This is a genomic window from Nitrosospira briensis (genome assembly GCF_900115125.1).
Classification (GTDB): domain Bacteria; phylum Pseudomonadota; class Gammaproteobacteria; order Burkholderiales; family Nitrosomonadaceae; genus Nitrosospira; species Nitrosospira briensis_A.
Genome location: NZ_FOVJ01000001.1, coordinates 362967 through 387356 on the forward strand (window position 1 = coordinate 362967; position 24390 = coordinate 387356).

A 24390-nucleotide genomic window follows, 5' to 3' on the forward strand; every position below is an offset into this window, starting at 1 on the left:
ATATGTCTGATTCAAAGCCAAAAATCCTCATCGTCGATGACGATACAGATCTGCTCGAGTTACTTGTTATCAGGCTGACTGCTGCTGGTTACAGGGTAGAAGCCGTACAAAGTGCGGAGGCAGCGCTGAATTACCTGGATGTGTCCCGCCCGCAACTGGTCATCAGCGATATGCAAATGAGCGGGATGGACGGCATGGCGTTGTTCGAGCACATCCATCGCGCGTTACCCACGTTGCCGGTGATCATTCTAACGGCGCACGGCACGATTCCCGATGCGGTTACCGCTGTTCAGAGAGGCGTCTTCGGCTACCTCGCCAAACCTTTCGACAGCAAGACCCTGCTGGCGAACATCAACCAGGCTCTCAGGTTTGTCCCTGGAGTCGTATCGCAGGAGACATCGCAGGCATCCTGGCGAAAAAACATTATCACGCAAAGCGCAGTCATGGAGGATCTTCTCACGAAGGCGGAACTCGTCGCGGAGGGAGACGCAAGCGTGCTGATTTATGGCGAAAGCGGCGTGGGCAAAGAATTATTCGCGCATGCCATACATGATGCTTCCAAGCGCCATCACCATCCGTTTGTGGCTATCAATTGCGCCGCAATTCCTGAACAATTGCTGGAATCCGAGCTGTTCGGGCACGTCAAGGGCGCGTTTACCGGCGCTGTCCGGGACCATAAGGGGTTATTCCAGCTGGCCGAAGGCGGCACGCTGTTTCTCGACGAAATCGGCGATATGCCACTTTTGCTTCAGGTCAAGCTATTGCGTGTTCTACAGGAACGGCACGTGCGTCCCGTTGGATCCACGCAATCGATTCCCGTCGATGTTCGCATCATTTCCGCAACTCACCGTGATCTCAAAGCCGAAATCGCTGCCGGGACCTTTCGCGAAGACCTTTACTACAGATTGGATGTGGTGGCGTTGACCATCCCGGTTCTATCGCAGCGGCGGGAAGATATACCCCTGCTAACGAACTATTTCCTAAACATGTTTTCCGGAAAGTACAATAAAAACATCAACGGATTCTCTCCCGAAGCCATGGAAATGCTGGTGAGCGCATCGTGGCCGGGTAATGTGAGGCAACTCATGAACGTTGTCGAGCGATGTGTTGCCCTGAGTACGGCTCCTCTCATTTCGCCCGTGCTGGTATATGACGCCATGCACCGGGAAGAGGAGCAACTCGTTTCTTTCGAAGACGCCCGAAAAAGTTTCGAAAGAGAATATCTGGTACGCGTGCTGAAGATTACTGGCGGCAACGTCACGCAGGCGGCGCGCCTGGCCAAACGCAACCGCACGGAGTTCTACAAGCTGCTCCAGAGATACCAGCTAGACCCGTCCGTTTTCAAGCAACCCGTAACCTGACAGTGGCCTGACTTTTATCCCCGACGGTCAGGGCTCGCCAGCTATGGGGTTCCGCTCGTCCTCAACGAATCTGTCGCCTTTTTTTACGATAAAGCCCAGTTCGGTCCACCACCGGACCATATCGCCGTAGTCTTCGATGCCGCGCGAGAACGGCTGAATCTCTCCCGCGGCTGTGACGACGTCGACAGGACGCTGCGCCGGCCACCAGAGTTCGCCACAGGCCAGGAAGTCGGCCTGCCAGGGCAACGCCATGCGCTCGGTCAGAAAGCCCGGCGGCAAGGTGTGCTTTATCCGGAAGGGCGATTCGTAGGTTGCGGCCTGCGCGATCACATATGTTACTTCGATACCGGGAAAGAAGGGCGCACCGATACAGCCTTCCAATGCCGCCCGCGTCAGGGCATCGGGCTGCTGGTTCAGCGGTAGTTCATTGAAGGGAACGGGTGCGGGTTCACCCGTCCAGTCGGCATGGAAATCACCCCGTGCCCATTTTTCCATCATGGTGTACTGGTACTCCGTCAGCGCGGTGTACTCGCCGCGCTCCGGATTATCCGGATCCAGGCCGCTATTGACTTTTGGCATGCTGGGCGGAGCCGAGCGGGGAGGCGTGTTGGGATCGACACGGGTATTGGGCTTCGTCAACCAGGCCAGAACCGTTTCACGCGCTGAATTTCCGCTCTCCGTCTTGTCCGCCAATTTGCTCAGCCGTTCGGGATTCAAAAAATTTCCTGCGCCACCGTGATGCCGGTTTCTTTGCTCGACCACCCAGTGGATCATGACCACCCGCTTCAGGATCGGGAAGATATCCCGCGTAAAGGACGGCACATCCTTTATATGGACCGGTGAGAAATTCCTGGTCGCGACATTTACGGCCTGATCATACCAGGTCGTTACGTTTTCAATGCCAGGAGCATATGACGGCGGCGCAACGACAACCCATGCGCCCCCTTCCGCGTTGTTGGGTGCCTCGCCTTCAACCTCTACCACAGCAGTTACGGGGCCATCGGCTACACCATCGTACCAGCCATCATTGTTCGCAAAATTATTGAGGCCGCTGCCTATGGGAGAGGCCGATTTACCCGGACCGCCAACAACGATCAGCCGCCCTTCGTCATCTGTGAGGAGCCGCCCGAGCGCAACCTTTGCGCTGCCTTCCAGATCGCCGTCCTTTATGAAGTTGATTTCGCCACTCAGAGGCACAGCCGCCTGGTTCTTTCCAGATATTGATCGTAGTGAGGCATCCACGATTAATCCAGCTCTATCGTACTCCGCGTTTCTAGGGGAGGAAGATGGACCTCCCGGAGGAAAACTTCCCCCAGCCGCTTTTCTATTGACGAGGTGGACGCTCCACGCGATTTTTGTCTTCTCGTCCGGGATAACTTCGCTGTCCAGCGCCTCTTTACCGAAATCATCGCGGATGAACTTATATACGCGGAATCGAACTGCTTGAGGTTTTATTTTTCCAGGCGCCGAAGCGTCGCGGTATGGGCCTTCTGGATGAACTCCCGGGGATTCCGGTCCCAGGAAATACTCCATCTCGCTGTTTCCTATTCGCGCAACGCCTATTGCAGGGTAAATTCGGTATACGGTTTTCATTGGTACTATCCCCCCTGATTCATTGGCTTTACCGGTATCGGCAATGTCAAATCATAGGTGAAAATCTCCGGCCAACTATGTACGGCAACGCACGGAAATAATACCTCCAGGCTATAAAAATAACCGCGAAGCCGTATTTTACTGTTTCTTCATAGCACCTGCCCGAACACAGCTCGAAACTGCGGGATACATCCATGGAGGCACCCGATGCAGAAGAATCCGCGAGGGAAATCATGACCGACTCCTCGTATAACCGTAGCCTTGAGAAGACCGCCGTTCGAATTCCGGCAGGAGATGTAATGTTGAGTGGAGACCTGACGATACCGGCGGAGGCGAAAGCCGTCGTTGCTTTTGCTCATGGCAGCGGCAGCAGCCGGCATAGCACCCGAAATCGTTACGTGGCGGAAACGCTGAACGGGTATAAATTCGCAACCTTGCTCGCCGATCTCTTGACCGAGGAGGAGGAAATCGTCGATACGCGGACACGGCATCTGCGCTTCGATATTCCCATGCTGGCGGACAGGCTGATCAATATTGCCGCATGGTTGCAAGATGAACCGCAAACAAGACATTTAAAAATAGGCTGGTTTGGGGCGAGCACAGGCGCGGGCGCGGCATTGATTGCAGCGGCACGGCGCCCGGAAAACATCATGGCCGTGGTTTCGCGTGGGGGACGACCGGATCTGGCCGGAGATTATTTGCCGGAAGTCCTGGCGCCTGTGCTTCTTGTGGTGGGGGAGAACGACCCGCAGGTTCTTGAACTCAACAAATCGGCGCTTGCGCGTCTTACTGCGGAATGCAGGCTGGAGATCGTACCGAATGCGACCCATTTATTCGAAGAGCCCGGCACCCTGGAGGCAGCAGCGCTTCTGGCGGCTGAATGGTTTCAGGGCCATTCGGATTAACCCGGAGGGGATTATCAGGTGGGAAGCAGTATTCATTATTTTGCAGACAGGACAGAAGCCGGAAAGATGCTTGCGGAAGCACTGGCAAAATACGGCGGTAGAAGCGATGTCCTCGTTCTGGCGCTTCCCCGGGGCGGCGTGCCGGTCGCGCATGAAGTCGCGAAAGCCCTGGCCGCACCGATGGATCTATGGCTTGTCCGCAAGCTTGGCGTGCCAGGGCAGGAAGAATTAGCGATGGGCGCAATGGCTGGACAGGACACCCGTATTCTCAACCAGGAAATCATCAATCTTCTGAATATCGACCAGGCTGCTATTGATGCTGCGGTAGTCAGGGAACAGGCGGAACTGGAGAGGCGCAACAGGCATTACCGTCAAGGTAGACCGCCACCGCATGTCAAGCAGAAAACCGTTATTCTTATCGATGACGGTCTGGCAACGGGTGCGACTATGCGCGCCGCCATTGCTTCCCTCCGGCACGCCGGCGCCGCAAGGATTGTCGCAGCAGTGCCGGTTGGAGCTGCCTCCACCTGCATCAAGGTCGAGAAGGAGGTGGATGAGTTCGTATGCCTGTTCACGCCGGAGCCATTCTATGGTGTAGGACAATGGTATAGCGATTTTTTACAGACATCGGACGAGGAAGTGCTGACGCTCCTTGCCCGTACCGCTACAAATCCGGGAAGAACGGTGTACCCGTAGAAATAATTCGCCACAAGCGATGAAATGAAAATGGAAAGTTTCCATAGATTTACCGAAGCCGATTTTCACCTGTCCGAAAGTGAGGAAAGTTTGATATGCCTCGCATCGATTACCACCACCATCTGATTAATACACTGGAAGGCGCGGCCCAGCCTCTGAAGCAAGCCGGCACGGGCCATGACGTGTTAATCCATGCCATACGCGAGCAGGTAAAAGGAAAACAGTTCGTGCTGATAGGTGAAGCCAGCCATGGTACTGCCGAGTTCTACCGGATACGTGCCGAAGTGAGCCAGCACCTCATCGTGGAAGAAGGCTTCGATGCGGTTGCGGTCGAGGCCGACTGGCCCGATGCTTACAGGGTTAACCGCTTCGTATCCGGCCGTTCGGATGACACGGAAGCCGACGCCGCCTTATCCGACTTCGAGCGATTTCCCACATGGATGTGGCGTAATACAGAGGTGCTGGCCTTTGTTGCATGGCTGCGCAATTACAATGAGGAGACCGGCCGATACAAGGGTCAGCAGGAATCCGTAGGGTTCTACGGCCTTGACCTGTACAGTATGACAACCTCGATGGAGGCGGTGCTCGCCTATCTGGACAAGATCGACCCGCAGGAAGCTGCGGTTGCGCGTGCACGCTACGGCTGCTTTGGCCAGTTCATCAGTAATCCCCAGGCTTATGGCTATGCCATCGCTTCCGGCAGGTGGGATTCATGCGAGCAGGAGGTCATCACCCAGCTCATGCAATTGCAACGCAAGGCACGGCTCTACATGGAAAAGGACGGCGTCTTTGCCGGGAACGAATATTTTTCGGCGCAACAAAACGCCGAACTGGTAAAGAATGCCGAGGAATATTACCGCGCCATGTTTAGAGGCCGGCCCAACACATGGAACCTCAGAGACCGGCATATGTTCGAGACGCTCGAAAAACTCTCAGGCCATCTGGGGTCCAGATTGGGAAGGGAAGCCCGGATTATCGTCTGGGCGCACAATTCTCATCTTGGTAACGCGGCCGCAACCGAGATGGGGCAGCGGGGCGAAATCAATATTGGTCAATTGGTCACCGAGAAATATGCGGATAAAGCGCTTCGCATCGGATTTTCTACCAGCCGCGGCAAGGTGACGGCGGCAACCGACTGGGATGGACCGGCGGAAACGAAAACCGTGCGCGACCCATTGCCCGGCAGCTATGAAGAAATTTTCTCGCAACTCGAGAAGAAGCGTTTCTTTTTTTACCTTCGCGGTGTAGGCGAAGCTGTCGACATGCTGGGAGAAAGAAGGCTGCAGCGCGCAATTGGCGTGATCTACCGGCCGGAAACCGAGCGCATCAGCCATTACTTCTATGCAACCCTGCCACGGCAATTCGATTTCATGATTCATATCGATAAAACAGAAGCTGTGCAGCCACTGCCCGCAATCAGTCACAAGAGGCCGGGCGAAATGGATGAGACCTATCCGTCGGGCTTGTAGACGTTTGAATACGGTTAATCCTCTTCTCGCATATGGCCCCGCATACGCCGCGCTTTCAATCCTCAGATTCAAGCACATCTTCATCGCGTCCCGTCTACCTGACAGGCCAAGCCCAATTTAACCGACAGCATTACGCATCGTGAAAGGAAAGAATTCTCACCCGCGATAACGCAACTCCAGGCGCTTATTGCCCCCCTGTTGTGCCTTTTAAGCCGTGGCGATCAATAGCCTTGCTTTTTAAAAAATCTAATCTATTTTTAATAATGTCGCCTTACGCTGCCGCGAGAAGAATTCATGAATAGCCAAGGCCTCATAATAATTAAGGAGATAGAGATGAAAAATACGAAGAAAATTTATCTAGCTAAAAATATCAAGCCAGCCCAAGGTTATTTCCGGGTATTGCCAATCGCAGCAGCACTGGCCGCCTCCGGCTTCATTCAACCCGCTTTTGCTGTGGACCGTACGTGGTTTGGCGGTAATGGTGACTGGGAACTCAATACCAACTGGTCACCTAGCGGTGTGCCGGGTAATGGGGATAAGGGAATCATCAACAGCGGCAATTCGACACTTTCTTTTAATTCGGGGATTGCCGGTCTAGATTTCTTTGGCGGAAGCCTCCGCGGCGCTGGTGATTTGGCGGTAAGCGGGCTAACCACTTTCACGGGTGGGCAGATTGGTGGTGATGGCGGCGATGTGATTGCCAATGGCGGGCTCACCATCAGCGGAGCGGCCGAGAAAACCTTGGGTTACTTTAACGGTCCGGTCTCAAGTGGCATTGTCAACAATGGTACCGCTACCTGGACTGGTGCTGGCAACCTGGACAACCAGAACAGCGGACGCTTCACCAATAGCGCCAACGGCAACCTGAATATTCAGACCGATGCGGATTTTCTCAATGGTACTCTGGTTAACCAGGGGACGCTGACCAAATCGGTTGGCGCGGCCGACGGCTCGGACAAGACGGTAATCAGCGGCGTATTCGAGAATTCAGGCTCGGTCAATGTACAGCAGGGCACACTTTCCATCATTGGAAGCGGGACGCATACAGGCAGCTTTACCAGTAGCCCGGATAGTTGGATCGAGTTTGCGGCGGGTTTTAATCGCGCGCAGCAGCTAAACGCGGGCGCAAGCGTTACAGGCAACGTTCGCATGATTGACACTTCTGGTGGAACATTTGTCAATAGCGGCGCCACTTATGATGCCACTCGCACCGAGATTGTTGCTGGCGGCAGGCTCAGCTTTACTGAGCCAAGCCAGACGGCAAATACGGACACGCTCAGTGTATCTGGAGGCGCTCTCCGCGGCGCTGGTGATTTGGCGGTAAGCGGGCTAACCACTTTCACGGGTGGGCAGATTGGTGGTGATGGCGGCGATGTGATTGCCAATGGCGGGCTCACCATCAGCGGAGCGGCCGAGAAAACCTTGGGTTACTTTAACGGTCCGGTCTCAAGTGGCATTGTCAACAATGGTACCGCTACCTGGACTGGTGCTGGCAACCTGGACAACCAGAACAGCGGACGCTTCACCAATAGCGCCAACGGCAACCTGAATATTCAGACCGATGCGGATTTTCTCAATGGTACTCTGGTTAACCAGGGGACGCTGACCAAATCGGTTGGTGCGGCCGACGGCTCGGACAAGACGGTAATCAGCGGCGTATTCGAGAATTCAGGCTCGGTCAATGTACAGCAGGGTACGCTGGAAGTCACCCGAGCGTTCAATAATCAAGGCGTGATCAACGTTGCTACAGGAGCGATATTCCACGGCAATAATGGGAATTTTGCGAATGACGGAATCCTTCAAGGCAACGGAACGATTCAAACCGAAGCCAACAACGACCTGATCAATACCGGCGAGATCAACCCTGGCGACTCCGTCGGTCACCTTACTATCGACGGTGATCTGAATCAGGCTTCAGGCGGTGTAATCAACTTCGAACTAGCCAGTCTGAGCAGCTTTGATCAGCTGACAGTTACCGATGATGTAACACTAGGCGGCGAGATTGCAATATGGAATCTCGGCTACACGCCCGTGGCCGGGGATAGCTTCGTGGTAGCGACTTTCGATGAACGCGCCGATACGAGGTTCTCATCCTTCAGCGTGAACGGGTTCAACCCGGATCTTTTCAAAGTTCAGTACCACGATCACGATGTCACGGTGGCAGTGATACCCGAGCCCGAGCAATACCTGATGCTGCTTGCCGGCCTCGGCCTGATGGGCGTGGTGGCTCGCCGCCAGCGGAATGGCATTCGGGGGTGCGATGAAGCTGTTTAGTACTTGATCCGGGTTCCTGGTTGCCCGGATCCAAAAGAAGAAAATCGTGCCATCGGCCCGCTCGTTCCAGGCCGGTAGCTTACAAAGGGCGAGTGGATGTAATTTAATTTACTGTCGATGGGAGGAAAAAATGAAGAAATTGCCTTATATCTTGCTAATCGGAGCAGCCCTGCTTAGCGCGCCCGCCTTTGCCCAGAATGCAGGGAGTGGCGGAGATACCACCAACCGTGCCGTGAATATCTCTCTGGGCAGTTCGGGAGGAGCGCTGGATGGCGCCGCGTTGAAGTCGGTCCGCAAACTGGTCGGGAAAGCGATCATTGCCGATACCGTTGATACTTTCGCAGTTTATAGCCCCAGAAAAGGCGGACCCGTTCCGATCGAGGGGGGGTTGAGCGCATGTGCAGAAGCAGGTTTTATCTCAACGCCGAAGGAATTCAACGCCTTCGTCAAGCAGTTGCGTGCCATTAACCCGAAGCCCGGGACCTTCCTGAATGTGGAGCTCACCGACCAGTGCAAGCCCATTGATTCCGGTGGGTCGGGGGCGGGGGCAGTCTGTGGAGGAATTGCGGGAACGGCCTGCCCTGACGCAAAACAGTATTGCGATTTTGGTGTCGGAAAATGCAAGATCCCGGACGCGCAAGGCCAGTGCAAAACCAAGCCCGATATTTGCACGAGAGAGTTCCGTCCTGTTTGTGGCTGCGACGGCAAGACTTACGGGAATGCCTGCACCGCAGCTGCGGCGGGAGTGTCAATCGAGCATGAAGGGGAATGCAAGAAATCCGAAGTCCAGGCATGCGGCGGAATTGCCGGAATTCCCTGCCCCGAAGGCAAGACCTGCGTGGATAACCCGAAAGACGATTGCGATCCCAAGCGCGGTGGAGCAGATTGCCCGGGGATTTGCGAGGCAAAGTAGCCGCAACCGGGATGTGCTGAGATTCCTTCGCAGCGCATTCCCGGCTATCGGTAATGTTAGGCAGCGCACAGAAACCTTAATGACGAGGTGTTAAAAATTTGGCGGCGCATCATGCAAGACGCGACCGACAAGACCGTGTGGTATTTGGCTATAACCACTGCACAGACTGATTCACTCCATTTTTAAAGGCCATATCTTGACAAGTACGCCATCAAATAATACCTGCATCGGGGTCACGAAAAATGATGAGAATGATGCTATCGGGCTATTCGAAAAACCAGCGCCCGACGAGCGAATGACAGCGGAAGTATATGACGAATCATCAACGAGTCAGGAAGAAGCCCATCATACGGTTTCTACCAGCGCTTATTATCAACTTGAAGATTATTGTTATGACGGGACGCAGGACTGGCTGGAGGCCGATACGGAAATGGATACGGGAGGCAACTTTTAGCTGTAGTTTTTAGCCGCCCTTTTTAGCAGCCCATTTTAGCCACACACACGGATTCTGCCTGCTTTGTTGCCTTATGCGATTGAACGAGAGGTAGGGTAGTGGTAACGATAACGTTTTTTTTATTATTTCAAAGGAGAAGACATCATGGCAAATATTGCTCGGCGTTCACCTCTTTATGGCGATATGACTCGCTTCGACCCATTCGCTAATATAGATGACCTGTTCAGGGGTTTTGGAATGCGTCCGTTTTCCATGGAAGGGGAGACTGCACCTACGATCAAGATTGATTTGAGCGAAAACGACACAGCCTATACTGTGCGGGCAGAAATACCGGGGGTGAAGAAAGAAGATGTCAAGGTCCAGGTGGAGGGCAATCGGGTTTCCATCAGTTGCGAGACCAAACAGGAAAAAGAAGAAAAAGAAGGCGAAAGAGTCATTTGCCGTGAATGCCATCAAGGATCGAGCTACAGGAGCTTCACCTTGGGAAGCGAGGTGGATGAGACCAGAGCCGAGGCCAAGTATGAAAATGGAACACTGGAACTAACGTTGCCAAAGAAAGAGGGCAAGACCGCCAAACGGATTGAGGTTAAATAGCGCCGCATTCCGCGGTCGAACGCGTGGGTGGCTATGCTGGCATTCTATCGAAAGGAACGGTCAGCATAGTCTGAGGTTGGATACCTTTCAGGAGGCGGCCATCTAGATCTCTTCAGCCAATATTTACGTGAATATGACATTAAGTTATAGCTCGCTCAGCGGAGAGTCGATCAAATGAAATTGATCGACGCATAAAACGACCAATATGAAATTTCCCAATGGACTACTTCTGGCGGATAACACCGAAGGTGATCGTACTCTTTCCGCAAGATGGTAAGGGAACTACCGGAGCGGGGGCAGGGGGTGGCATTTGCACGTAATCAACCGCCTCTTGCCATAATATCCTCGATGAAAAAACAGATGTCACTAACAACAGGGCTCTACCATGACGCATCCCCCTTTCGTCGGTTTTCGCCAGATTTCCCGCCACGACAAGCTCTTCAAGGAGCGTATACATGATCCATATCGGGCAAGGCATAAGCTGCCTGAGCCCACAGTATGTCCGCAATGCGGTGCTTTATTTCATGAAGGGCGCTGGCAATGGGGCGAGCCTCCTGCCGGAGCCCACCAGGAGACGTGTGCCGCTTGCCAGCGTATCAATGATGATTTTCCTGCCGGCTTCGTTACCTTGAATGGGGAATTCTTTGCCGCTCACCACGAGGAGATCATGCACGTTGTGCACAACGTGGAAAAACGCGAACGATCCGAACACCCGTTTAATCGCATCATGGCTATCGAAGAAAAAGACGGGGGGACGCTGGTGACGACGACAGATATCCATTTGGCAAGAGGAATTGGCGAAGCTATAAATGATGCATATCAGGGCGATCTGGAATTTCACTATAACCCCGGCGAGTATCTGCTGCGCGTACACTGGACTCGTTAGCATCCTGTTATCAGATCGCTCGGCGCTGCTGAATGCAAAATGTGCGTGCATAAAAAAGCACCGGCCAGCGCGGCTTCGTGTCAAACGCCTTCGGTCTAACACGTAAATAAACGGAAATGGAGGGGATGATGCCTATTGGCGAAATTTGTAACCGCGATACTGTTATTGTTAAACGTGACAATACTGTTCTGGAAGCGGCACAACTCATGCGCCAGCACCACGTAGGCGATGTCGTTGTGGTCGAAGAGCGCGATGGCGCCCGGATCCCGGTGGGGATCGTCACCGATCGGGATCTGGTAGTAGAGATCATGGCCACCGAACTTGATCCGGGGGTGATCACGGTAGGGGACATCATGGAGCAGGAACTGGCTACAGTGAAAGAAAGCGTGGGTGTCTTCGAGGCAATTCAATATATGCGCAGCAAGACGGTAAGACGGCTGCCCATCGTGAATGAAAAAAGCGAGTTGGTCGGCATTTTGTCACTTGATGACCTGTTGGAACTGTTATCTGAAGAATTGCTGGCAGTTGCGAAGCTGGTGAATTATCAGCGGCAAAAAGAAACGAGGCTGCGCAGGTGATTTTTTCAATAATGATAGAGGGAGCATGATCATGATGGATTCATTGAAGCAGGCCCGGAGAAATATTGGGCGTGGCCTCAGCCGGACCTGGGACCATATTGCCGAGGGCTGGCGCGAACTGGTCCACGATAGCAGCGACGCGCTTACTCACTTCGTGCATCGCAAGGACGACGTGGATAAGGAGCAAGGGGCAGTCAGCACGTTTCCCCCTTCCAGGAACTGGAGCCTGCTGGCGGGGGAAATGGAAGAAACGGATAAGGAGATTGTGGTACGTATAGAGGTCCCGGGCATAGAAAAAAAAGACTGCGAGATTACTGTCGATGGCAATATGCTTTATTTGAAAGGCGAAAAACGCTTCGAGCGCGTCACGAACAATAGCACCTACCATGTCATGGAGCGCGCATACGGGATATTCCAGCGGGCAATTCCGTTGCCGCACAACGTGGATGCGGATCATGCGGAAGCGAACTACAAGAATGGCGTTCTGACTGTTCGTCTGCCCAAACTGGGCGGCGAGAAGGGACGGCTCATACCCTTATCCTAGCAGATGAACTGACCGATGAGCCGGTCGATGCATACAAGTCCGCATTTCATTGCACGCGCTCGAATTTCCACCCTGCTGGGCCTTTGCGTTATCTGCCTGTTTACCGCGGAGGCTGTATCAGCTATTGCGGTCATTACGGCGGTTACTGCGGGAGCGTCTGAAGCCGCTCCCTTGAGTCAGAAGGAAAAAAAGGAGAAGTCCATCATGTCGATGACAATCACATCCTCATCTTTTGCGCATCAGGGCCTGATCCCCACTCGTCATACCTGTCAGGGGCACGACACTTCACCGGAGCTTTTATGGACAGAGGTGCCGGAGGGCGCAAAAAGCCTGGTCTTGATCATGGATGACCCGGATGCCCCTGATCCTGCTGCGCCGGAGCGAACCTGGGTGCACTGGGTGCTGTACAACATTCCGCCCATTGCCACCGGTCTCGCCGAAGCAATTCCCGCCGCAGAGCTGCCGTCGGGAACAAGGGAGGGACTCAATGACTGGGAGCGCACCGGCTACGGTGGGCCTTGCCCGCCGATAGGAAGTCACCGCTATTTCCATAAGCTCTACGCACTGGATACGGTGTTGCCGGATTTGAAGCAGCCCACCAAGGCAAAGCTGGAGGAAGCGATGAACGGCCATGTGATTGGATATTCGGAGCTGATCGGGCTGTACAAGAAGCATTAAGCTTGCCAGCGCAATGAGGATGGGGCCAGGCAGAGGTGGCCGGTCTTTTCTTTCTCTCGACCCTTTATTGACTTCAAATCTGACCATTACGCTTCTTCCGGCTTGAGCGGTAGAGTTTCGATCTCTTCCCCTTCGGCAGCCTGGGTAGTTGAACAGCCAACATTTGATTAATGGCGGGGCCAAGGCGAACCTGGGGTGTATATATGGCCGATCTGGTGGTTGCAAGAAAGGAAGGGCTTTTTTGTGAACCAGGGCAGTTTTACATTGATCCCTGGCAACCCGTCGACCGTGCAATCATTACGCATGCGCACGCGGATCACGCGCGGCCCGGCCATACTCATTACCTTGCTGCGCTTCCTGGCGCCGACATCCTGAAGTCGCGGCTGGGCGATATCCAGCTTGAGACGCTGGCTTATGGCGAGCACGTCATCCATAACGGCGTAACCGTCTCCTTTCACCCGGCGGGCCATGTGCTCGGCTCTGCCCAGGTTCGTCTCGAGTACAGGGGCGAGACATGGGTTGTCTCGGGTGATTACAAGCTGGAGCCGGATGGTACCTGCGACTCCTTCGAAACCGTCCCTTGCGACACCTTTATCACCGAATCGACCTTTGGTCTGCCCATCTATCGCTGGCAGGCTGCGAGCGACATTTTCAAGGATATCAACGTATGGTGGCGGAGTAACGCCGAAAAAGGACGAGCGAGCGTGTTGTTCTGCTATGCGTTCGGCAAGGCGCAACGCATCCTGAACGGGATCGACAACTCCATAGGTCCAATTATCTGCCATGGCGCTGCTGAAACGCTTAACCGAATTTATCGCAACGCCGGCATATCCTTGCCTGACACATTGACTGTCAGCGATGCAAGCAGTAAAGCCGGGTTTCGCGAGGCGCTTGTTATTGCTCCACCATCGTCTGCGGGTTCGCCATGGCTGCGCCGGTTCGGGGATTATAGCGACGCCTTCGCGAGCGGCTGGATGCTTTTACGGGGCGCACGACGGCGGCGAGCAGTCGATCGGGGATTCGTGCTGTCTGATCACGCAGACTGGCCGGGCCTGATGAGGGCAATCACCGCAACGGGCGCACAACGCGTGATTGTTACGCATGGGCATGTAGATGTCATGGTACGGTGGCTACGGGAAAACAGTCTCGATGCCTCGGCCTTCGAGACCGAGTACGGTACGAATGAAGAGGATAATGCAGCGGAAAACGAATCCGTTGCATTCAAGGAAAGTCATGCGTGATTTTGCGCGGCTGTACAATGAGCTGGACGCAACCACCGCCACCCTGGGCAAGCTCGAAGCACTGAAGCGCTATTTCAGCCACGTTGAACCTGCCAATGCCGCATGGGCGGTTTATTTTCTCGCGGGCGGAAAACCGCGGCAGACAATCTCGACAAAATTCCTGCGGCAATTTTCAACTGAAATGTCGGGTATTCCGGAATGGCTGTTCGATGAGTGTTATCAGGCGGTAGGAGATCTGGCCGAAACCATTGCGCATATCCTGCCGCCGCCCTCGCATGAAACAAGTATTCCCCTCGCGAACTGGATGGAAGAGAGAATTATCCCGTTACGGAACGAAACACCGGAAAAGACCCGGGAGGCATTGTTCAGCTACTGGAATGAACTGGAAACGCAGCAGCGTTTTGTGCTGATAAAGCTGATAAGCGGCGCGTTTCGCGTTGGTGTATCAAAGCTGCTGGTAGTTAGAGCATTAAGCGAGCTTGCCGGCCTGGATGCGAAGATCATTGCACAGCGAATGATGGGATGGACCGACAGTGCGCTGCAACCCAGCGCGGAACGCTACAGCTTGCTGATTGCAGCACAGTCCGAGTTTGAACATCGGAACAAAGACGGTCACCCTTATCCGTTTTTTCTGGCCCATCCCTTGCAGATCAGCCCGCAAGCCGATCCACAAGTGCTTGGCGATATCCGGCAGTGGCAGATCGAGTGGAAATATGACGGAATTCGCGCTCAATTGGTGCAACGCAACGGACAAAGCTGGCTGTGGTCGCGCGGCGAAGACCTCATCACGGATCGCTTTCCTGAAATCAGCGGTATTTCTCTCCCCGATGGCACAGTCATTGATGGGGAAATTGTGATATGGAAAAACGGCAGTCCCGCCCCGTTTGCAGATCTGCAAAAACGGATCGGCCGCAAAAGCCTGTCATCCAGAATATTAAATGAATTTCCGGCAGCGTTTATCGCATTCGATTTACTGGAACATCGCGGCCAGGACATCAGGCACATTATCCAGTCCGAGCGTCGCAGCAGGCTGAAAGATGTGGTGTGCAGTATTGATGTTCCTGGCTTGATCCTGTCTCCCCTGGTCGATGCGCCTGACTGGCACAGGCTGGGCATAATGCGGAATACATCGCGCTCGCGGGCTGTGGAAGGCATGATGCTCAAGTCGGTCAGCGCCCAATATGGGATAGGCCGTACCAAGGAGCGCGGCATCTGGTGGAAGTGGAAGATCGACCCCTATACAGTGGATGCGGTATTGGTTTACGCGCAAAGGGGGCACGGCCGCCGCGCTTCGCTCTACACCGATTACACTTTTGCGGTCTGGGACAGTGGGGGCAGCGGGGACAGTGATCCACCAGGCGAGCGCAAGCTGGTGCCATTTGCAAAAGCGTACTCCGGCCTGACCGATCGCGAAATCGCTCGGGTCGATGCGGTAATCCGCAGGACAACGATTGAGAAATTCGGGCCGGTGCGCAGTGTCAGGCCCACAATGGTTTTTGAAATCGGATTTGAGGGAATCGCCCCATCGCCGCGGCATAAGGCGGGTGTTGCCGTGCGGTTCCCTCGTATGCTTCGTATTCGTGATGACAAGAAAGTCGACGAAGCCGATACCCTGGATATGTTGAAGGCCATGTTGCCCAACCCATACCGCAAAGCCGCCCTCACGTCCTCCGTCGGCTCGCCCCCTTAGTCATGTCGCGATAAGAGCCCGATCGAAATGCGGCGCTGAAAAAGAGAGCGCCCCTTTGCTTATCATGGAATCGAAGCACTTTTCACTTCTTGCACATTTTTGGGAGGTCGATGGATATAGCATAACACCTGAACTATACTGAAAAATCAGAAGCAGCCAAGGTAACGGGGAGCTAAGGATTGAATACCACGTCGGCTTTCTCAGATTTCGGCTCGGTTATCGCCGTGCGCGGCGGTATCGTGGATATACGGTTCGAAACCCGGGTTCCGCCCATCTATTCCTTGTTACGTACCGGAACGGACGAGAAGATTGTTATCGAGGTTTTATCCCAGCTTGACGCCCACAGCGTGCGAGGCATTGCCTTGACGCCGACACAGGGCCTTGCAAGGGGTATGCCGGTTAGAGATACAGAGGGGCCACTCAAGGCTCCAGTGGGTAATGGAACGCTCTCGCGCATGTTCGACGTGTTCGGCAATGTCATTGACCGCGGGCCCTCACCGGCTGACATTAGTTGGCGCACGGTTCATCACTCCTCTCCTCCTTTGGCTAAGCTTTCCACAAAAGCCGAAATCTTCGAGACGGGTATCAAGATCATCGATGTACTGATGCCACTGGAGCGGGGCGGCAAAGCCGGGCTGCTTGGCGGTGCGGGCGTGGGCAAAACAATATTGCTGACCGAAATGATACACAACGTGGCCGGACAACATGAGGGCGTCAGTATTTTTTGCGGGATAGGCGAACGCTGCCGCGAAGGAGAAGAACTCTACCGCGATATGGTGATCGCGGGCGTGCTCGAGAACATGGTGATGGTGTTTGGTCAGATGAACGAGCCACCTGGCGCCCGCTTTCGCGTTGGCCATGCGGCGCTGACAATGGCCGAGTATTTCCGCGATGACGAGCGTCGTGATGTGCTGTTGCTGGTGGATAACGTTTTCCGTTTTATCCAGGCTGGAATGGAAGTGTCCGGGTTGATGGGACAAATGCCGTCGCGTCTGGGTTATCAGCCAACGATGAGCACGGAACTGGCACAGTTGGAAGAACGGATCGCCAATACGGATACCGGCGCTATCACATCCATTCAGGCTGTATATGTTCCGGCAGATGATTTCACCGATCCCGCAGCCGTACATACCTTTTCGCATCTTTCCGCTTCCATCGTGCTCTCGCGCAAGCGCGCCAGCGAGGGCTTGTACCCTGCCATCGATCCGCTCCAGTCCAACTCCAAAATGGCCGTGCCCGGGGTGGTCGGCCACCGGCATTATCAGATTGCGCAGCAGATTCGGCGCACGCTGGCGCAATATGCGGAACTCAAGGACATCATTGCAATGCTCGGATTGGAACAGCTATCGCCCGAAGACCGTAATGTAGTCGCACGCGCCCGGCGGCTGGAGCGTTTTCTTACCCAGCCATTTTTCACGACTGAGCAATTTACGGGCATTAAGGGAAAATTGGTCAGTCTAAAGGATGCGCTGGATGGCTGCGAACGTATATTGGGGGACGAATTCCAGGATATCCCTGAAAGAGCGCTATACATGATAGGGACGATAGCCGAGGCAAAAAAAACCGCAAACGGGGAAGCCGCCGTTAAAGCTGAAGTCCAGGAAACCGCGGTTCATGAATCTTAAAATTTTTCTGCCTTTCCAGGTTTATGCGGAAAAGACCGGGATCGCCCGTATTGTTGCCGAGACTGACGAGGGATCGTTCGGGCTGCTGCCGAACCGTCTTGATTGTGTAGCGGCGCTGGTACCGGGAATTCTCGTTTTTCAACCAGAAGGCGAGTGTGAGGCTTACCTGGCGGTAGACGAGGGTATCCTGATAAAGACGGGCAAGGATGTGCTGGTCTCGGTTCACAATGCCATGGAAGGAACAGATCTTGAGGCATTGCGCGAGGCGGTCAGGGATGAGTTTTTAAATCTTGATGCGCACGAACAGCACATGCGCCGGATGATGGCGAAAATGGAAAGCGGTTTCATCCGCCGTTTCTCGGAAATTTATCGTGAGTAATCCCTTGGATGAAAAGCGCCGGGGAGGTAAACCTGTAGCGGATGAGCCGGAGTTAAGCCGTCTCGTGGGAGCCAGGGCAAAGCGCAAACTAAAGGCGCAACGGGAACAAGGGCATATCAGGCGGACGGTCTGGTCCGGGTTGAGCATGATCGGGCTGGTCGGGTGGTCGGTGGTCGTGCCAACACTGCTTGGCGCAGCGCTCGGCGTCTGGCTTGATCGGCGTCATGCCATGAGTCATTCCTGGACACTGACGCTGCTGTTTGCCGGACTGCTCATCGGTTGTTTGAATGCCTGGCATTGGGTTGTGAAAGAAGATAGAGAAACCCATAAGCAACAAGGGCAACAGGAGGATCGCGATGAATGAAATGTCGATCCAGGCGCTCGCGCTGCTGTTGGCGTTGGCGGCAGGCATGCTGTTGGGGGTAATCTTCTTTGGCGGCCTGTGGTGGACCGTCCGTAGCGGAATGACGGCGCGCCAACCAGCGCTATGGTTTATTGGCAGCATGATACTGCGAACAGGTATCGTCACGATGGGGCTCTATTTTCTACTTAGCCTGTCTGGCAATAGCTGGAAAATCCTGCTTGGGGGCCTGTTCGGATTTATCCTCGCCCGGCTGTTGGCAACACGGGTTTTGCCTGCACCACTATCGAAAGTCTCCCCTACGGCGGAGCCATCGGTTGGCATAAGCAACCTGTATCAGCGGGGGGAAAAGGAACAGGGGACACAGGAAACACAGGGGGCGCAGGGGGCACAGGGGGCACAGGGGATGCGCGGGGGGCAGAGGGCGGAGATAGCAGAGAGGGTGGGCCATGCACCTTAGTCCCGACGACATCGTCTTCTGGGAATATGGCTTTCTAAAACTGAACGCCACAATAGTATATACCTGGGGATTGATGCTTATACTCGCAGCCGGTTCAAAAGCAATTACCCGCAGACTCTCCGTCGGGCTGGAACGCGCCCGCTGGCAGAATCTGCTTGAAACCGTCGTCATGGCGATAAAGAAGCAGATCGAGGAAGTGGGTTTGCGCCAGCCCCGGATATATCTTGGATTCCTTGGCACATTATTTGTATTTGTCGCGACCGCAAGTCTCGCGACCGTCATTCCCGGATATGAGCCGCCCACAGGTTCACTCTCGACCACTGCGGCACTGGCGATCTGCGTGTTTATCGCAGTGCCGCTATATGGCATAAAGGAGCAGGGGCTGACCGGCTACCTGAGATCCTATCTCGAGCCGACGCCCCTCATGCTCCCGTTCAATATTATCGGAGAGTTTTCGCGCACCCTGGCTCTGGCCGTCCGGCTGTTCGGCAATATGATGAGTGGAACGATGATTCTTGCAATCATGCTAAGCCTCGCGCCATTTATCTTCCCGATCGTCATGAGTGCGCTCGGCTTGCTGACCGGCATGGTGCAAGCCTATATCTTCAGCATTCTGGCCACGGTTTATATCGCGGCTGCTGCATCAAGCCGGGAAGGTGCTGAATCCAACGGTCCGGAAAATCTGAAAAGAGGATCATCTCAGGGCTCGATATTCAAAGACAGCAAATAGAACAAAACCGAAGGAGAGATTATGGACAACATGACACTTATCGCGATCATATCGATTCTCACTGCTGGTTTGACGATCAGCATTGGCGTAATCGCTCCTGCCCTGGGAGAAGGAAGGGCGATCGCCACGGCTGTGAATTCACTGGCTCAACAACCTGATGCTTCCGCGACCATTACCCGGACCTTATTTGTCGGTCTGGCGATAATCGAGTCCATGGCAATTTATTGCTTTGTGGTTTCCATGGTTCTGATTTTTGCCAATCCCTTCTGGAACTACGTTATCTCAGAGACCGCGGGGAAGTAATTCGTGCTCATTGACTGGTTTACTGTCATTGCGCAAGTCGTCAACTTTCTCATCCTGGTATGGTTGTTGAAACGTTTCTTTTACCAGCCCATTCTCAATGCTCTTGATGCGAGAGAGAGGCGAATCGCCACGGAACTGGCAGATGCCGAGGCGAAAAAACTGGAAGCTGAAAAAGAGCGCGACGAATTTCAACACAAGAATAATGAATTTGACCAGCAGCGGCTGCTGCTTTTGAGCAAGGCTTCAAACGAGGCGCAAGCCGAACGCCAGCGGTTGATGGCCGCTGCCCGGACCGATCTGGACAACCTGCGGGCGAAGCGGGAGCGCGCATTGGAACGCGAGTATCGCAGCCTGAGCGAAGCGCTTGTGCGGCAGACGTGCGCAGAAGTATTTGCCATTGCGCGAAAAGTGCTTGCTGACCTCGCCGGCACAACCCTGGAGGCACATATTGTGGAAGCGTTTATCAAGCGCTTGCACGAGTCAAGCGATGAGGAGAAGGCAGGGTTGGCTTCGGCTTTCAGATCTAAGTCCGTATTGGCACCTGCAGCGGCAGCAGCATCGGCAGCATCGGCAGCGTCCAGGGCGGCGTCGACGGCAGCCGCGACAGGCGGAGAGCTTATGGTTAACAGCGCATTTGATTTACCCGCAGCGCAGCAAGATGCAATAGAGGCTGCGCTTGAGGAAAGCCTCGGCATTCGCCTTCCGGTCCGGTTCGCGACGAGGTCCGACCTGGTGAGCGGGGTTGAACTCGTCGCCGGTGGATACAAGGTGGCGTGGAGCATTGCGGCCCACCTCGCATCGCTGGAAAAGGAGGTATGGGAGCTACTGGAAAATCAGTCCGGCCACGAATTCGAAGCTGAATCTGAAACCGAACCTGAACTCCCCCACAAACATGGCACCTGACAATCTGCAAGGTATTTTCGACAGTGCCTTCGCAAAAATAGAGCGCGTCTGCCAAGCCGGTGCGCCGCAATTAACCTTGCGGGAAGCGGGGAGAATTACGAGCATTGCCGCTGGTATTGCGAAAGTTTCCGGTCTTCCCGGCGTTAGCTTCGAGGAGGTGCTGAAATTTCCGGGCGACGCGTATGGGATAGCATTCAATGTTGAAGAAGATGAAATCGGCGTGATTTTGCTGGATGATTACTCGCAACTGCATGCGGGTGATGAAGTTGAACGAATGGAACATGTAATGGCTGTGCCGGTGAGCGGCAGTTTGATCGGAAGGGTTATCGATCCACTTGGGCGGCCGCGGGACGGAAAGGCGCCGATCATTTCCACAACCCGGGTACCCATCGAGCGCGCGGCCCCGCCCATCATGGACCGCGCACCTGTCACAATGCCGCTGCAAACAGGCATCAAGGTCATCGACGCGCTTATTCCGGTTGGCCGCGGTCAGCGCGAGTTGATTCTGGGGGATCGGCAGACAGGCAAGACTGCCATTGCCATCGATACGATACTCAATCAACGAAACGAAAACGTGCTATGCGTTTATTGCGCCATTGGCCAGCATGCGTCAGGGGTAGCCAAGGTTATCGCAACCCTGCGAGAAAAAGGCGCAATGAGCTATACGCTCGTTGTCGTAACGGAAGGGAACGATTCTCCGGGCCTCGCTTACATCGCGCCCTATGCCGCAACCAGCATCGCGGAATATTTCATGGAGCAGGGACGGGATGTTCTGATCGTGTACGATGATCTCACGCACCATGCGCGCGCCTACCGCGAACTCTCCCTGCTGCTGCGGCGCCCGCCTGGCCGGGAAGCCTATCCCGGCGATATTTTTTATATTCACTCGCGACTGCTGGAGCGCGCGACGCATTTGCGGGATTCGCTTGGCGGGGGCTCGCTAACCGCACTACCGATCATCGAGACGGAAGCGCAGGATATCTCCGCCTACATCCCGACCAATCTGATTTCCATCACTGACGGGCAGATCTACCTCTCCCCGTCGCTGTTTGAATTGGGGGTATTGCCTGCTGTCGACGTCGGCAAATCAGTGTCGCGTGTTGGCGGCAAGGCCCAGCGGACCGTTTATCGCGCAGTTGCCGGTGATTTGAAACTGGATTATGCTCAATTTGAAGAGCTTGAAACCTTTGCCAGGTTTGGTGCGAGGCTGGACGAAGCCACACGCAGGATCATCGAGCATGGCCGGCGCATCCGCGCCTGCCTCAAGCAACCTGAATCCGCCCCTGTTTCCGTGCGTGAGCAAATTGTCTTACTGCTGGCGCTGACCGGTAAACTCTTCGACAATGTTCCCCTGGATCGAATGGAGGATGCCGAGCAGGCCGTTCGCAAGGCAATAACGGATATTCCGGCCGAGGTGTGGACGCGAATCGGAGCCGCTGATAATCTGGACGCCGGTAGCCGTGAAACGATAATGGGAGCGGTTCGTGAAGCCCTTCCCGATTTTCTGCATGCCGCCGGAGCTGTAGCTGGGGGCGCCTACTGAAAGTAAGGACGGATCGGATTCATCGTTTGTTCATGAGCTGGTTATCCAAGGCTCTTTCCAAATCCGCCTGCCTTATGGAGTCCCCGTTTACGCCAGATCTTCATGTTGGAAACCGAGGAACATGCATTCAAGGGCCGTTTCTGTCAACGGGTCGCATGAAGCTGCATGGTCTTTTTGAATGCTGCATCCATGTTATAGACCCGGTCCATGAAAACATCCCCGCCCCAAACTGAGCAGCCACCCGACTGGCCGATGAAGTGGCAAATCAAGGCGCTCTTGAAGGATTTTAAATACGTTCGCGATTTGTCCTTCTATTTACTGGCAAGAAAGGGAATAAGCCAAAAGCCGTCGGTCAGGCTATATGAAGAAGGGGAGGTATCTCCCGATTACGATAGACCTTTGTGCTTTTTCTGTAGCTACGACGAAGGGAGCATTGTCCGGAAGAATGTGTACCATTATCTCGATCAATTAAAGCTGGCGGGATTCAATATTATATTCATCAGTTCGAGCGAGGCGGTATCGGACACAGACCTGAAGAAGCTTTCGAAATGTTGTGTAAGGATCATAAATCGCGAGAATAAGGGATACGATTTTTATGGATGGAAAACAGGACTGGAGAAGTATGCCCAATATAAAGCCCACGCGGGCCTTCTATTGGTTAACGATAGCGTTCTCGGGCCGCTTTTCAGTATCCGGGATATCATCCCCAGGCTGGAAAACTGTGACGCCGATATCGTCGGGATGACGGATTCATTTCATGTTTGCCCGCATCTGCAATCTTATTTTCTTTACTGCAAAAAAAATGTAGTGTTATCGGAGGAATTTAGCGGTTTCTTTAAGGAGGTGGATGTCCTGGAGCTCAAGGTTGCTGTTATCCGGCGATACGAGATGGGTTTTTCCCGCCTTCTGCGGCACCGATTCCGGCTGTCGGCACTTTATGGATTGGAGCCGGTTCTGGCCAGAGTTGAATATCATCAAAGGCCGCTCGCATGGGTTGAGCCGACTTTCCATCTCTGGAAACCCCTTATTGCAGAATTCAAATTCCCGTTTCTCAAAAAAAGCCTTCTGACGAGGAAGGGCGTGAGCCTGGAAGAAGTTTCAGCAGTGCTTGCGGAAAGCGGTTCTCCCTACAATCTGGATATCCTCGATGATTGGATTACGCCTGATAGAAGGAAGGGGACACCGCAGCTTTGAATCCCAGCGCGACGCAGGGATTCGGGCGATACAAAGCCATTCAATGCGGACTGAATAAGTTCGCCAATCACGACAACCGCAAAATATCTGGCATTAAAACAGACAAACCGGCTATCCTTCGCATTCGCTTCATCTTCCACTCCCATTAGTACATTTCCGATTGGCACATACATGTCTTCTTTTTTCACAAACATTCTGTCGAGCGTTGCCGTAGCACTTTACGGAATAAAAGGCGGCTTCACAGAGGTAAACGTCAAGGGCCAGTCCATACGCATCGCCGTGGATAACTTCAGGACTCTACAAAGGGCCAAGACCTATTCAATAAAAGAACCGGATACGCTTGATTGGCTCGACAGCTTCGAACCCGGAGCATGCTTCTTTGACCTCGGCGCGAACATCGGTCAATACTCCTTATATCCGGCGAAGAAATACGGAGATGACATTCAGGTATTTTCGTTTGAGCCTCAGTGCATTAATTATTATCTGCTCAATAAAAATATCCACTTGAACGGGCTGGAAAAAAATATTACAGCCTATGGCGTGGCCGTATCCGGACAGGGCGGCTTTTCAAAATTGTATATTCCCAGGTTTATAGGCGGGGGAAACCGTTCACAGTTCGGTACAGAAGATCTGAAGAACATGAAAAGACCCGCGAGCCATATTCAGGGCATGTTCGGGGTGACCTTGGATGATTTATGCGCGAAATGGGGCTTCCCTTATCCCAACTACATAAAGATAGATGTTGACGGCATAGAGATCCCCATTATCAAGGGCGCGGAAAATGTCTTGAGAAACCCGGCGCTGAAATCCGTTATCGTCGAGTTGGGAACGCCCGAGGAGCAGCAGGAAGCTGTCAGCCTGATGGAACAGGCGGGTTTGAGAGTTAAATTCAAAACAACCAAAAACTGGGGTGAAACCTGTTTCGTATTTGAAAAAATAAGTTAACGAAAATAAGTTAACGGGTAGTAATCGCGTGCACGGCGGGATTGCGCGGCCTAAGCCGGCGGAAGGCTGGA

General features: G+C 54.0%; 25 protein-coding genes. 24 read left to right on the forward strand and 1 reads right to left on the reverse strand.

Annotation, left to right across the window (positions count from 1 at the left end):
- Positions 1–2 precede the first annotated feature (2 nt).
- The gene (locus BMZ14_RS01620) at positions 3–1361 is read left to right on the forward strand and encodes a sigma 54-interacting transcriptional regulator (RefSeq protein ID WP_074793911.1); all 1359 of its coding nucleotides are present in this window, start codon (positions 3–5) and stop codon (positions 1359–1361) included.
- A 27-nt stretch (positions 1362–1388) separates the two neighbouring features.
- Here the strand turns inward: BMZ14_RS01620 and BMZ14_RS01625 are convergent, their stop codons facing one another.
- A complete protein-coding gene (locus tag BMZ14_RS01625; protein WP_074793913.1) occupies positions 1389–2954 on the reverse strand; it encodes a LodA/GoxA family CTQ-dependent oxidase in 1566 nt (521 codons plus the stop codon).
- 194 nt (positions 2955–3148) lie between these two features.
- On the opposite strand from BMZ14_RS01625, the gene BMZ14_RS01630 reads away from it, so the two are divergent.
- The 23 genes from BMZ14_RS01630 (at position 3149) to BMZ14_RS01740 (ending at position 24319) form a co-directional block, all read left to right on the forward strand.
- Complete coding sequence (locus BMZ14_RS01630; RefSeq protein WP_371265521.1) at positions 3149–3859, forward strand: dienelactone hydrolase family protein; 711 nt, start codon at positions 3149–3151, stop codon at positions 3857–3859.
- An 18-nt stretch (positions 3860–3877) separates the two neighbouring features.
- The gene (locus BMZ14_RS01635) at positions 3878–4555 is read left to right on the forward strand and encodes a phosphoribosyltransferase (RefSeq protein ID WP_218144953.1); all 678 of its coding nucleotides are present in this window, start codon (positions 3878–3880) and stop codon (positions 4553–4555) included.
- A 95-nt stretch (positions 4556–4650) separates the two neighbouring features.
- Positions 4651–6024, forward strand: a complete 1374-nt coding sequence (locus BMZ14_RS01640) for an erythromycin esterase family protein (RefSeq protein WP_074793915.1) — start codon at positions 4651–4653, stop codon at positions 6022–6024.
- Between the two features lie 333 nt (positions 6025–6357).
- Positions 6358–8298, forward strand: a complete 1941-nt coding sequence (locus BMZ14_RS01645; protein ID WP_074793918.1) for a PEP-CTERM sorting domain-containing protein — start codon at positions 6358–6360, stop codon at positions 8296–8298.
- A 130-nt stretch (positions 8299–8428) separates the two neighbouring features.
- Positions 8429–9211, forward strand: coding sequence for a Kazal-type serine protease inhibitor family protein (locus BMZ14_RS01650; RefSeq protein ID WP_074793920.1), 783 nt, complete (start codon positions 8429–8431; stop codon positions 9209–9211).
- A gap of 196 nt (positions 9212–9407) precedes the next feature.
- Positions 9408–9665, forward strand: a complete 258-nt coding sequence (locus BMZ14_RS01655) for a hypothetical protein (RefSeq protein ID WP_074793922.1) — start codon at positions 9408–9410, stop codon at positions 9663–9665.
- 144 nt (positions 9666–9809) lie between these two features.
- On the forward strand, positions 9810–10259 hold the full coding sequence (locus tag BMZ14_RS01660; protein ID WP_074793924.1) for an Hsp20/alpha crystallin family protein: 450 nt from the start codon (positions 9810–9812) through the stop codon (positions 10257–10259).
- Positions 10260–10644: 385 nt separating this feature from the next.
- Positions 10645–11145, forward strand: coding sequence for a BCAM0308 family protein (locus BMZ14_RS01665; protein WP_074793926.1), 501 nt, complete (start codon positions 10645–10647; stop codon positions 11143–11145).
- Positions 11146–11273: 128 nt separating this feature from the next.
- A complete protein-coding gene (locus BMZ14_RS01670) occupies positions 11274–11723 on the forward strand; it encodes a CBS domain-containing protein (RefSeq protein ID WP_074795446.1) in 450 nt (149 codons plus the stop codon).
- 31 nt (positions 11724–11754) lie between these two features.
- Positions 11755–12267, forward strand: a complete 513-nt coding sequence (locus BMZ14_RS01675) for an Hsp20/alpha crystallin family protein (RefSeq protein WP_074793928.1) — start codon at positions 11755–11757, stop codon at positions 12265–12267.
- A 27-nt stretch (positions 12268–12294) separates the two neighbouring features.
- Positions 12295–12945 (forward strand): YbhB/YbcL family Raf kinase inhibitor-like protein, encoded by a 651-nt coding sequence (locus BMZ14_RS01680; protein ID WP_371265523.1) that lies wholly within the window; start codon positions 12295–12297, stop codon positions 12943–12945.
- Between the two features lie 203 nt (positions 12946–13148).
- Positions 13149–14186: a ligase-associated DNA damage response exonuclease gene (locus BMZ14_RS01685; RefSeq protein WP_074793930.1), complete on the forward strand. Its 1038-nt coding sequence runs from the start codon at positions 13149–13151 to the stop codon at positions 14184–14186.
- Positions 14179–15876 carry an ATP-dependent DNA ligase gene (locus BMZ14_RS01690; RefSeq protein ID WP_074793932.1) on the forward strand — a complete coding sequence of 566 codons (1698 nt, stop codon included), beginning with the start codon at positions 14179–14181 and terminating at the stop codon, positions 15874–15876. Before BMZ14_RS01685 ends, BMZ14_RS01690 begins: the two co-directional genes overlap by 8 nt.
- A 179-nt stretch (positions 15877–16055) precedes the next feature.
- A complete protein-coding gene (gene atpD / locus BMZ14_RS01695; RefSeq protein ID WP_074793934.1) occupies positions 16056–17501 on the forward strand; it encodes a F0F1 ATP synthase subunit beta in 1446 nt (481 codons plus the stop codon).
- On the forward strand, positions 17491–17880 hold the full coding sequence (locus BMZ14_RS01700; protein ID WP_074793936.1) for a F0F1 ATP synthase subunit epsilon: 390 nt from the start codon (positions 17491–17493) through the stop codon (positions 17878–17880). Before atpD ends, BMZ14_RS01700 begins: the two co-directional genes overlap by 11 nt.
- Complete coding sequence (locus BMZ14_RS01705) at positions 17873–18244, forward strand: AtpZ/AtpI family protein (protein WP_074793938.1); 372 nt, start codon at positions 17873–17875, stop codon at positions 18242–18244. The genes BMZ14_RS01700 and BMZ14_RS01705 overlap by 8 nt, the downstream gene beginning before the upstream one ends.
- Positions 18237–18701, forward strand: coding sequence for an ATP synthase subunit I (locus tag BMZ14_RS15210; RefSeq protein WP_074793940.1), 465 nt, complete (start codon positions 18237–18239; stop codon positions 18699–18701). The genes BMZ14_RS01705 and BMZ14_RS15210 overlap by 8 nt, the downstream gene beginning before the upstream one ends.
- Positions 18691–19431 (forward strand): F0F1 ATP synthase subunit A, encoded by a 741-nt coding sequence (locus BMZ14_RS01715; RefSeq protein WP_074793942.1) that lies wholly within the window; start codon positions 18691–18693, stop codon positions 19429–19431. The genes BMZ14_RS15210 and BMZ14_RS01715 overlap by 11 nt, the downstream gene beginning before the upstream one ends.
- 21 nt (positions 19432–19452) lie before the next feature.
- Entirely contained in the window at positions 19453–19734 is a 282-nt protein-coding gene (locus BMZ14_RS01720) for a F0F1 ATP synthase subunit C (RefSeq protein WP_074793944.1), read from the forward strand.
- A 3-nt stretch (positions 19735–19737) separates the two neighbouring features.
- Complete coding sequence (locus BMZ14_RS01725) at positions 19738–20637, forward strand: F0F1 ATP synthase subunit B family protein (protein WP_074793946.1); 900 nt, start codon at positions 19738–19740, stop codon at positions 20635–20637.
- Entirely contained in the window at positions 20627–22180 is a 1554-nt protein-coding gene (locus BMZ14_RS01730) for an alternate F1F0 ATPase, F1 subunit alpha (protein WP_074793948.1), read from the forward strand. The genes BMZ14_RS01725 and BMZ14_RS01730 overlap by 11 nt, the downstream gene beginning before the upstream one ends.
- Positions 22181–22387: 207 nt before the next feature.
- On the forward strand, positions 22388–23374 hold the full coding sequence (locus BMZ14_RS01735; protein WP_083396576.1) for a rhamnan synthesis F family protein: 987 nt from the start codon (positions 22388–22390) through the stop codon (positions 23372–23374).
- A 171-nt stretch (positions 23375–23545) separates the two neighbouring features.
- A complete protein-coding gene (locus tag BMZ14_RS01740) occupies positions 23546–24319 on the forward strand; it encodes an FkbM family methyltransferase (RefSeq protein WP_074793950.1) in 774 nt (257 codons plus the stop codon).
- The last annotated feature ends 71 nt before the right edge of the window (positions 24320–24390 follow it).

Bases quoted from the DNA above. Each gene is read 5' to 3' on its own strand.
- BMZ14_RS01620 (WP_074793911.1), top strand. From the start codon at position 3: ATGTCTGATTCAAAGCCAAAAATCCTCATCGTCGATGACGATACAGAT.
- BMZ14_RS01625 (WP_074793913.1), bottom strand. From the start codon at position 2,954: ATGAAAACCGTATACCGAATTTACCCTGCAATAGGCGTTGCGCGAATA.
- BMZ14_RS01630 (WP_371265521.1), top strand. From the start codon at position 3,149: ATGGAGGCACCCGATGCAGAAGAATCCGCGAGGGAAATCATGACCGAC.
- BMZ14_RS01640 (WP_074793915.1), top strand. From the start codon at position 4,651: ATGCCTCGCATCGATTACCACCACCATCTGATTAATACACTGGAAGGC.
- BMZ14_RS01645 (WP_074793918.1), top strand. From the start codon at position 6,358: ATGAAAAATACGAAGAAAATTTATCTAGCTAAAAATATCAAGCCAGCC.
- BMZ14_RS01650 (WP_074793920.1), top strand. From the start codon at position 8,429: ATGAAGAAATTGCCTTATATCTTGCTAATCGGAGCAGCCCTGCTTAGC.
- BMZ14_RS01660 (WP_074793924.1), top strand. From the start codon at position 9,810: ATGGCAAATATTGCTCGGCGTTCACCTCTTTATGGCGATATGACTCGC.
- BMZ14_RS01665 (WP_074793926.1), top strand. From the start codon at position 10,645: ATGACGCATCCCCCTTTCGTCGGTTTTCGCCAGATTTCCCGCCACGAC.
- BMZ14_RS01670 (WP_074795446.1), top strand. From the start codon at position 11,274: ATGCCTATTGGCGAAATTTGTAACCGCGATACTGTTATTGTTAAACGT.
- BMZ14_RS01675 (WP_074793928.1), top strand. From the start codon at position 11,755: ATGATGGATTCATTGAAGCAGGCCCGGAGAAATATTGGGCGTGGCCTC.
- BMZ14_RS01680 (WP_371265523.1), top strand. From the start codon at position 12,295: ATGCATACAAGTCCGCATTTCATTGCACGCGCTCGAATTTCCACCCTG.
- BMZ14_RS01685 (WP_074793930.1), top strand. From the start codon at position 13,149: ATGGCCGATCTGGTGGTTGCAAGAAAGGAAGGGCTTTTTTGTGAACCA.
- BMZ14_RS01690 (WP_074793932.1), top strand. From the start codon at position 14,179: ATGCGTGATTTTGCGCGGCTGTACAATGAGCTGGACGCAACCACCGCC.
- BMZ14_RS01700 (WP_074793936.1), top strand. From the start codon at position 17,491: ATGAATCTTAAAATTTTTCTGCCTTTCCAGGTTTATGCGGAAAAGACC.
- BMZ14_RS15210 (WP_074793940.1), top strand. From the start codon at position 18,237: ATGAATGAAATGTCGATCCAGGCGCTCGCGCTGCTGTTGGCGTTGGCG.
- BMZ14_RS01715 (WP_074793942.1), top strand. From the start codon at position 18,691: ATGCACCTTAGTCCCGACGACATCGTCTTCTGGGAATATGGCTTTCTA.
- BMZ14_RS01720 (WP_074793944.1), top strand. From the start codon at position 19,453: ATGGACAACATGACACTTATCGCGATCATATCGATTCTCACTGCTGGT.
- BMZ14_RS01730 (WP_074793948.1), top strand. From the start codon at position 20,627: ATGGCACCTGACAATCTGCAAGGTATTTTCGACAGTGCCTTCGCAAAA.
- BMZ14_RS01735 (WP_083396576.1), top strand. From the start codon at position 22,388: ATGAAAACATCCCCGCCCCAAACTGAGCAGCCACCCGACTGGCCGATG.
- BMZ14_RS01740 (WP_074793950.1), top strand. From the start codon at position 23,546: ATGTCTTCTTTTTTCACAAACATTCTGTCGAGCGTTGCCGTAGCACTT.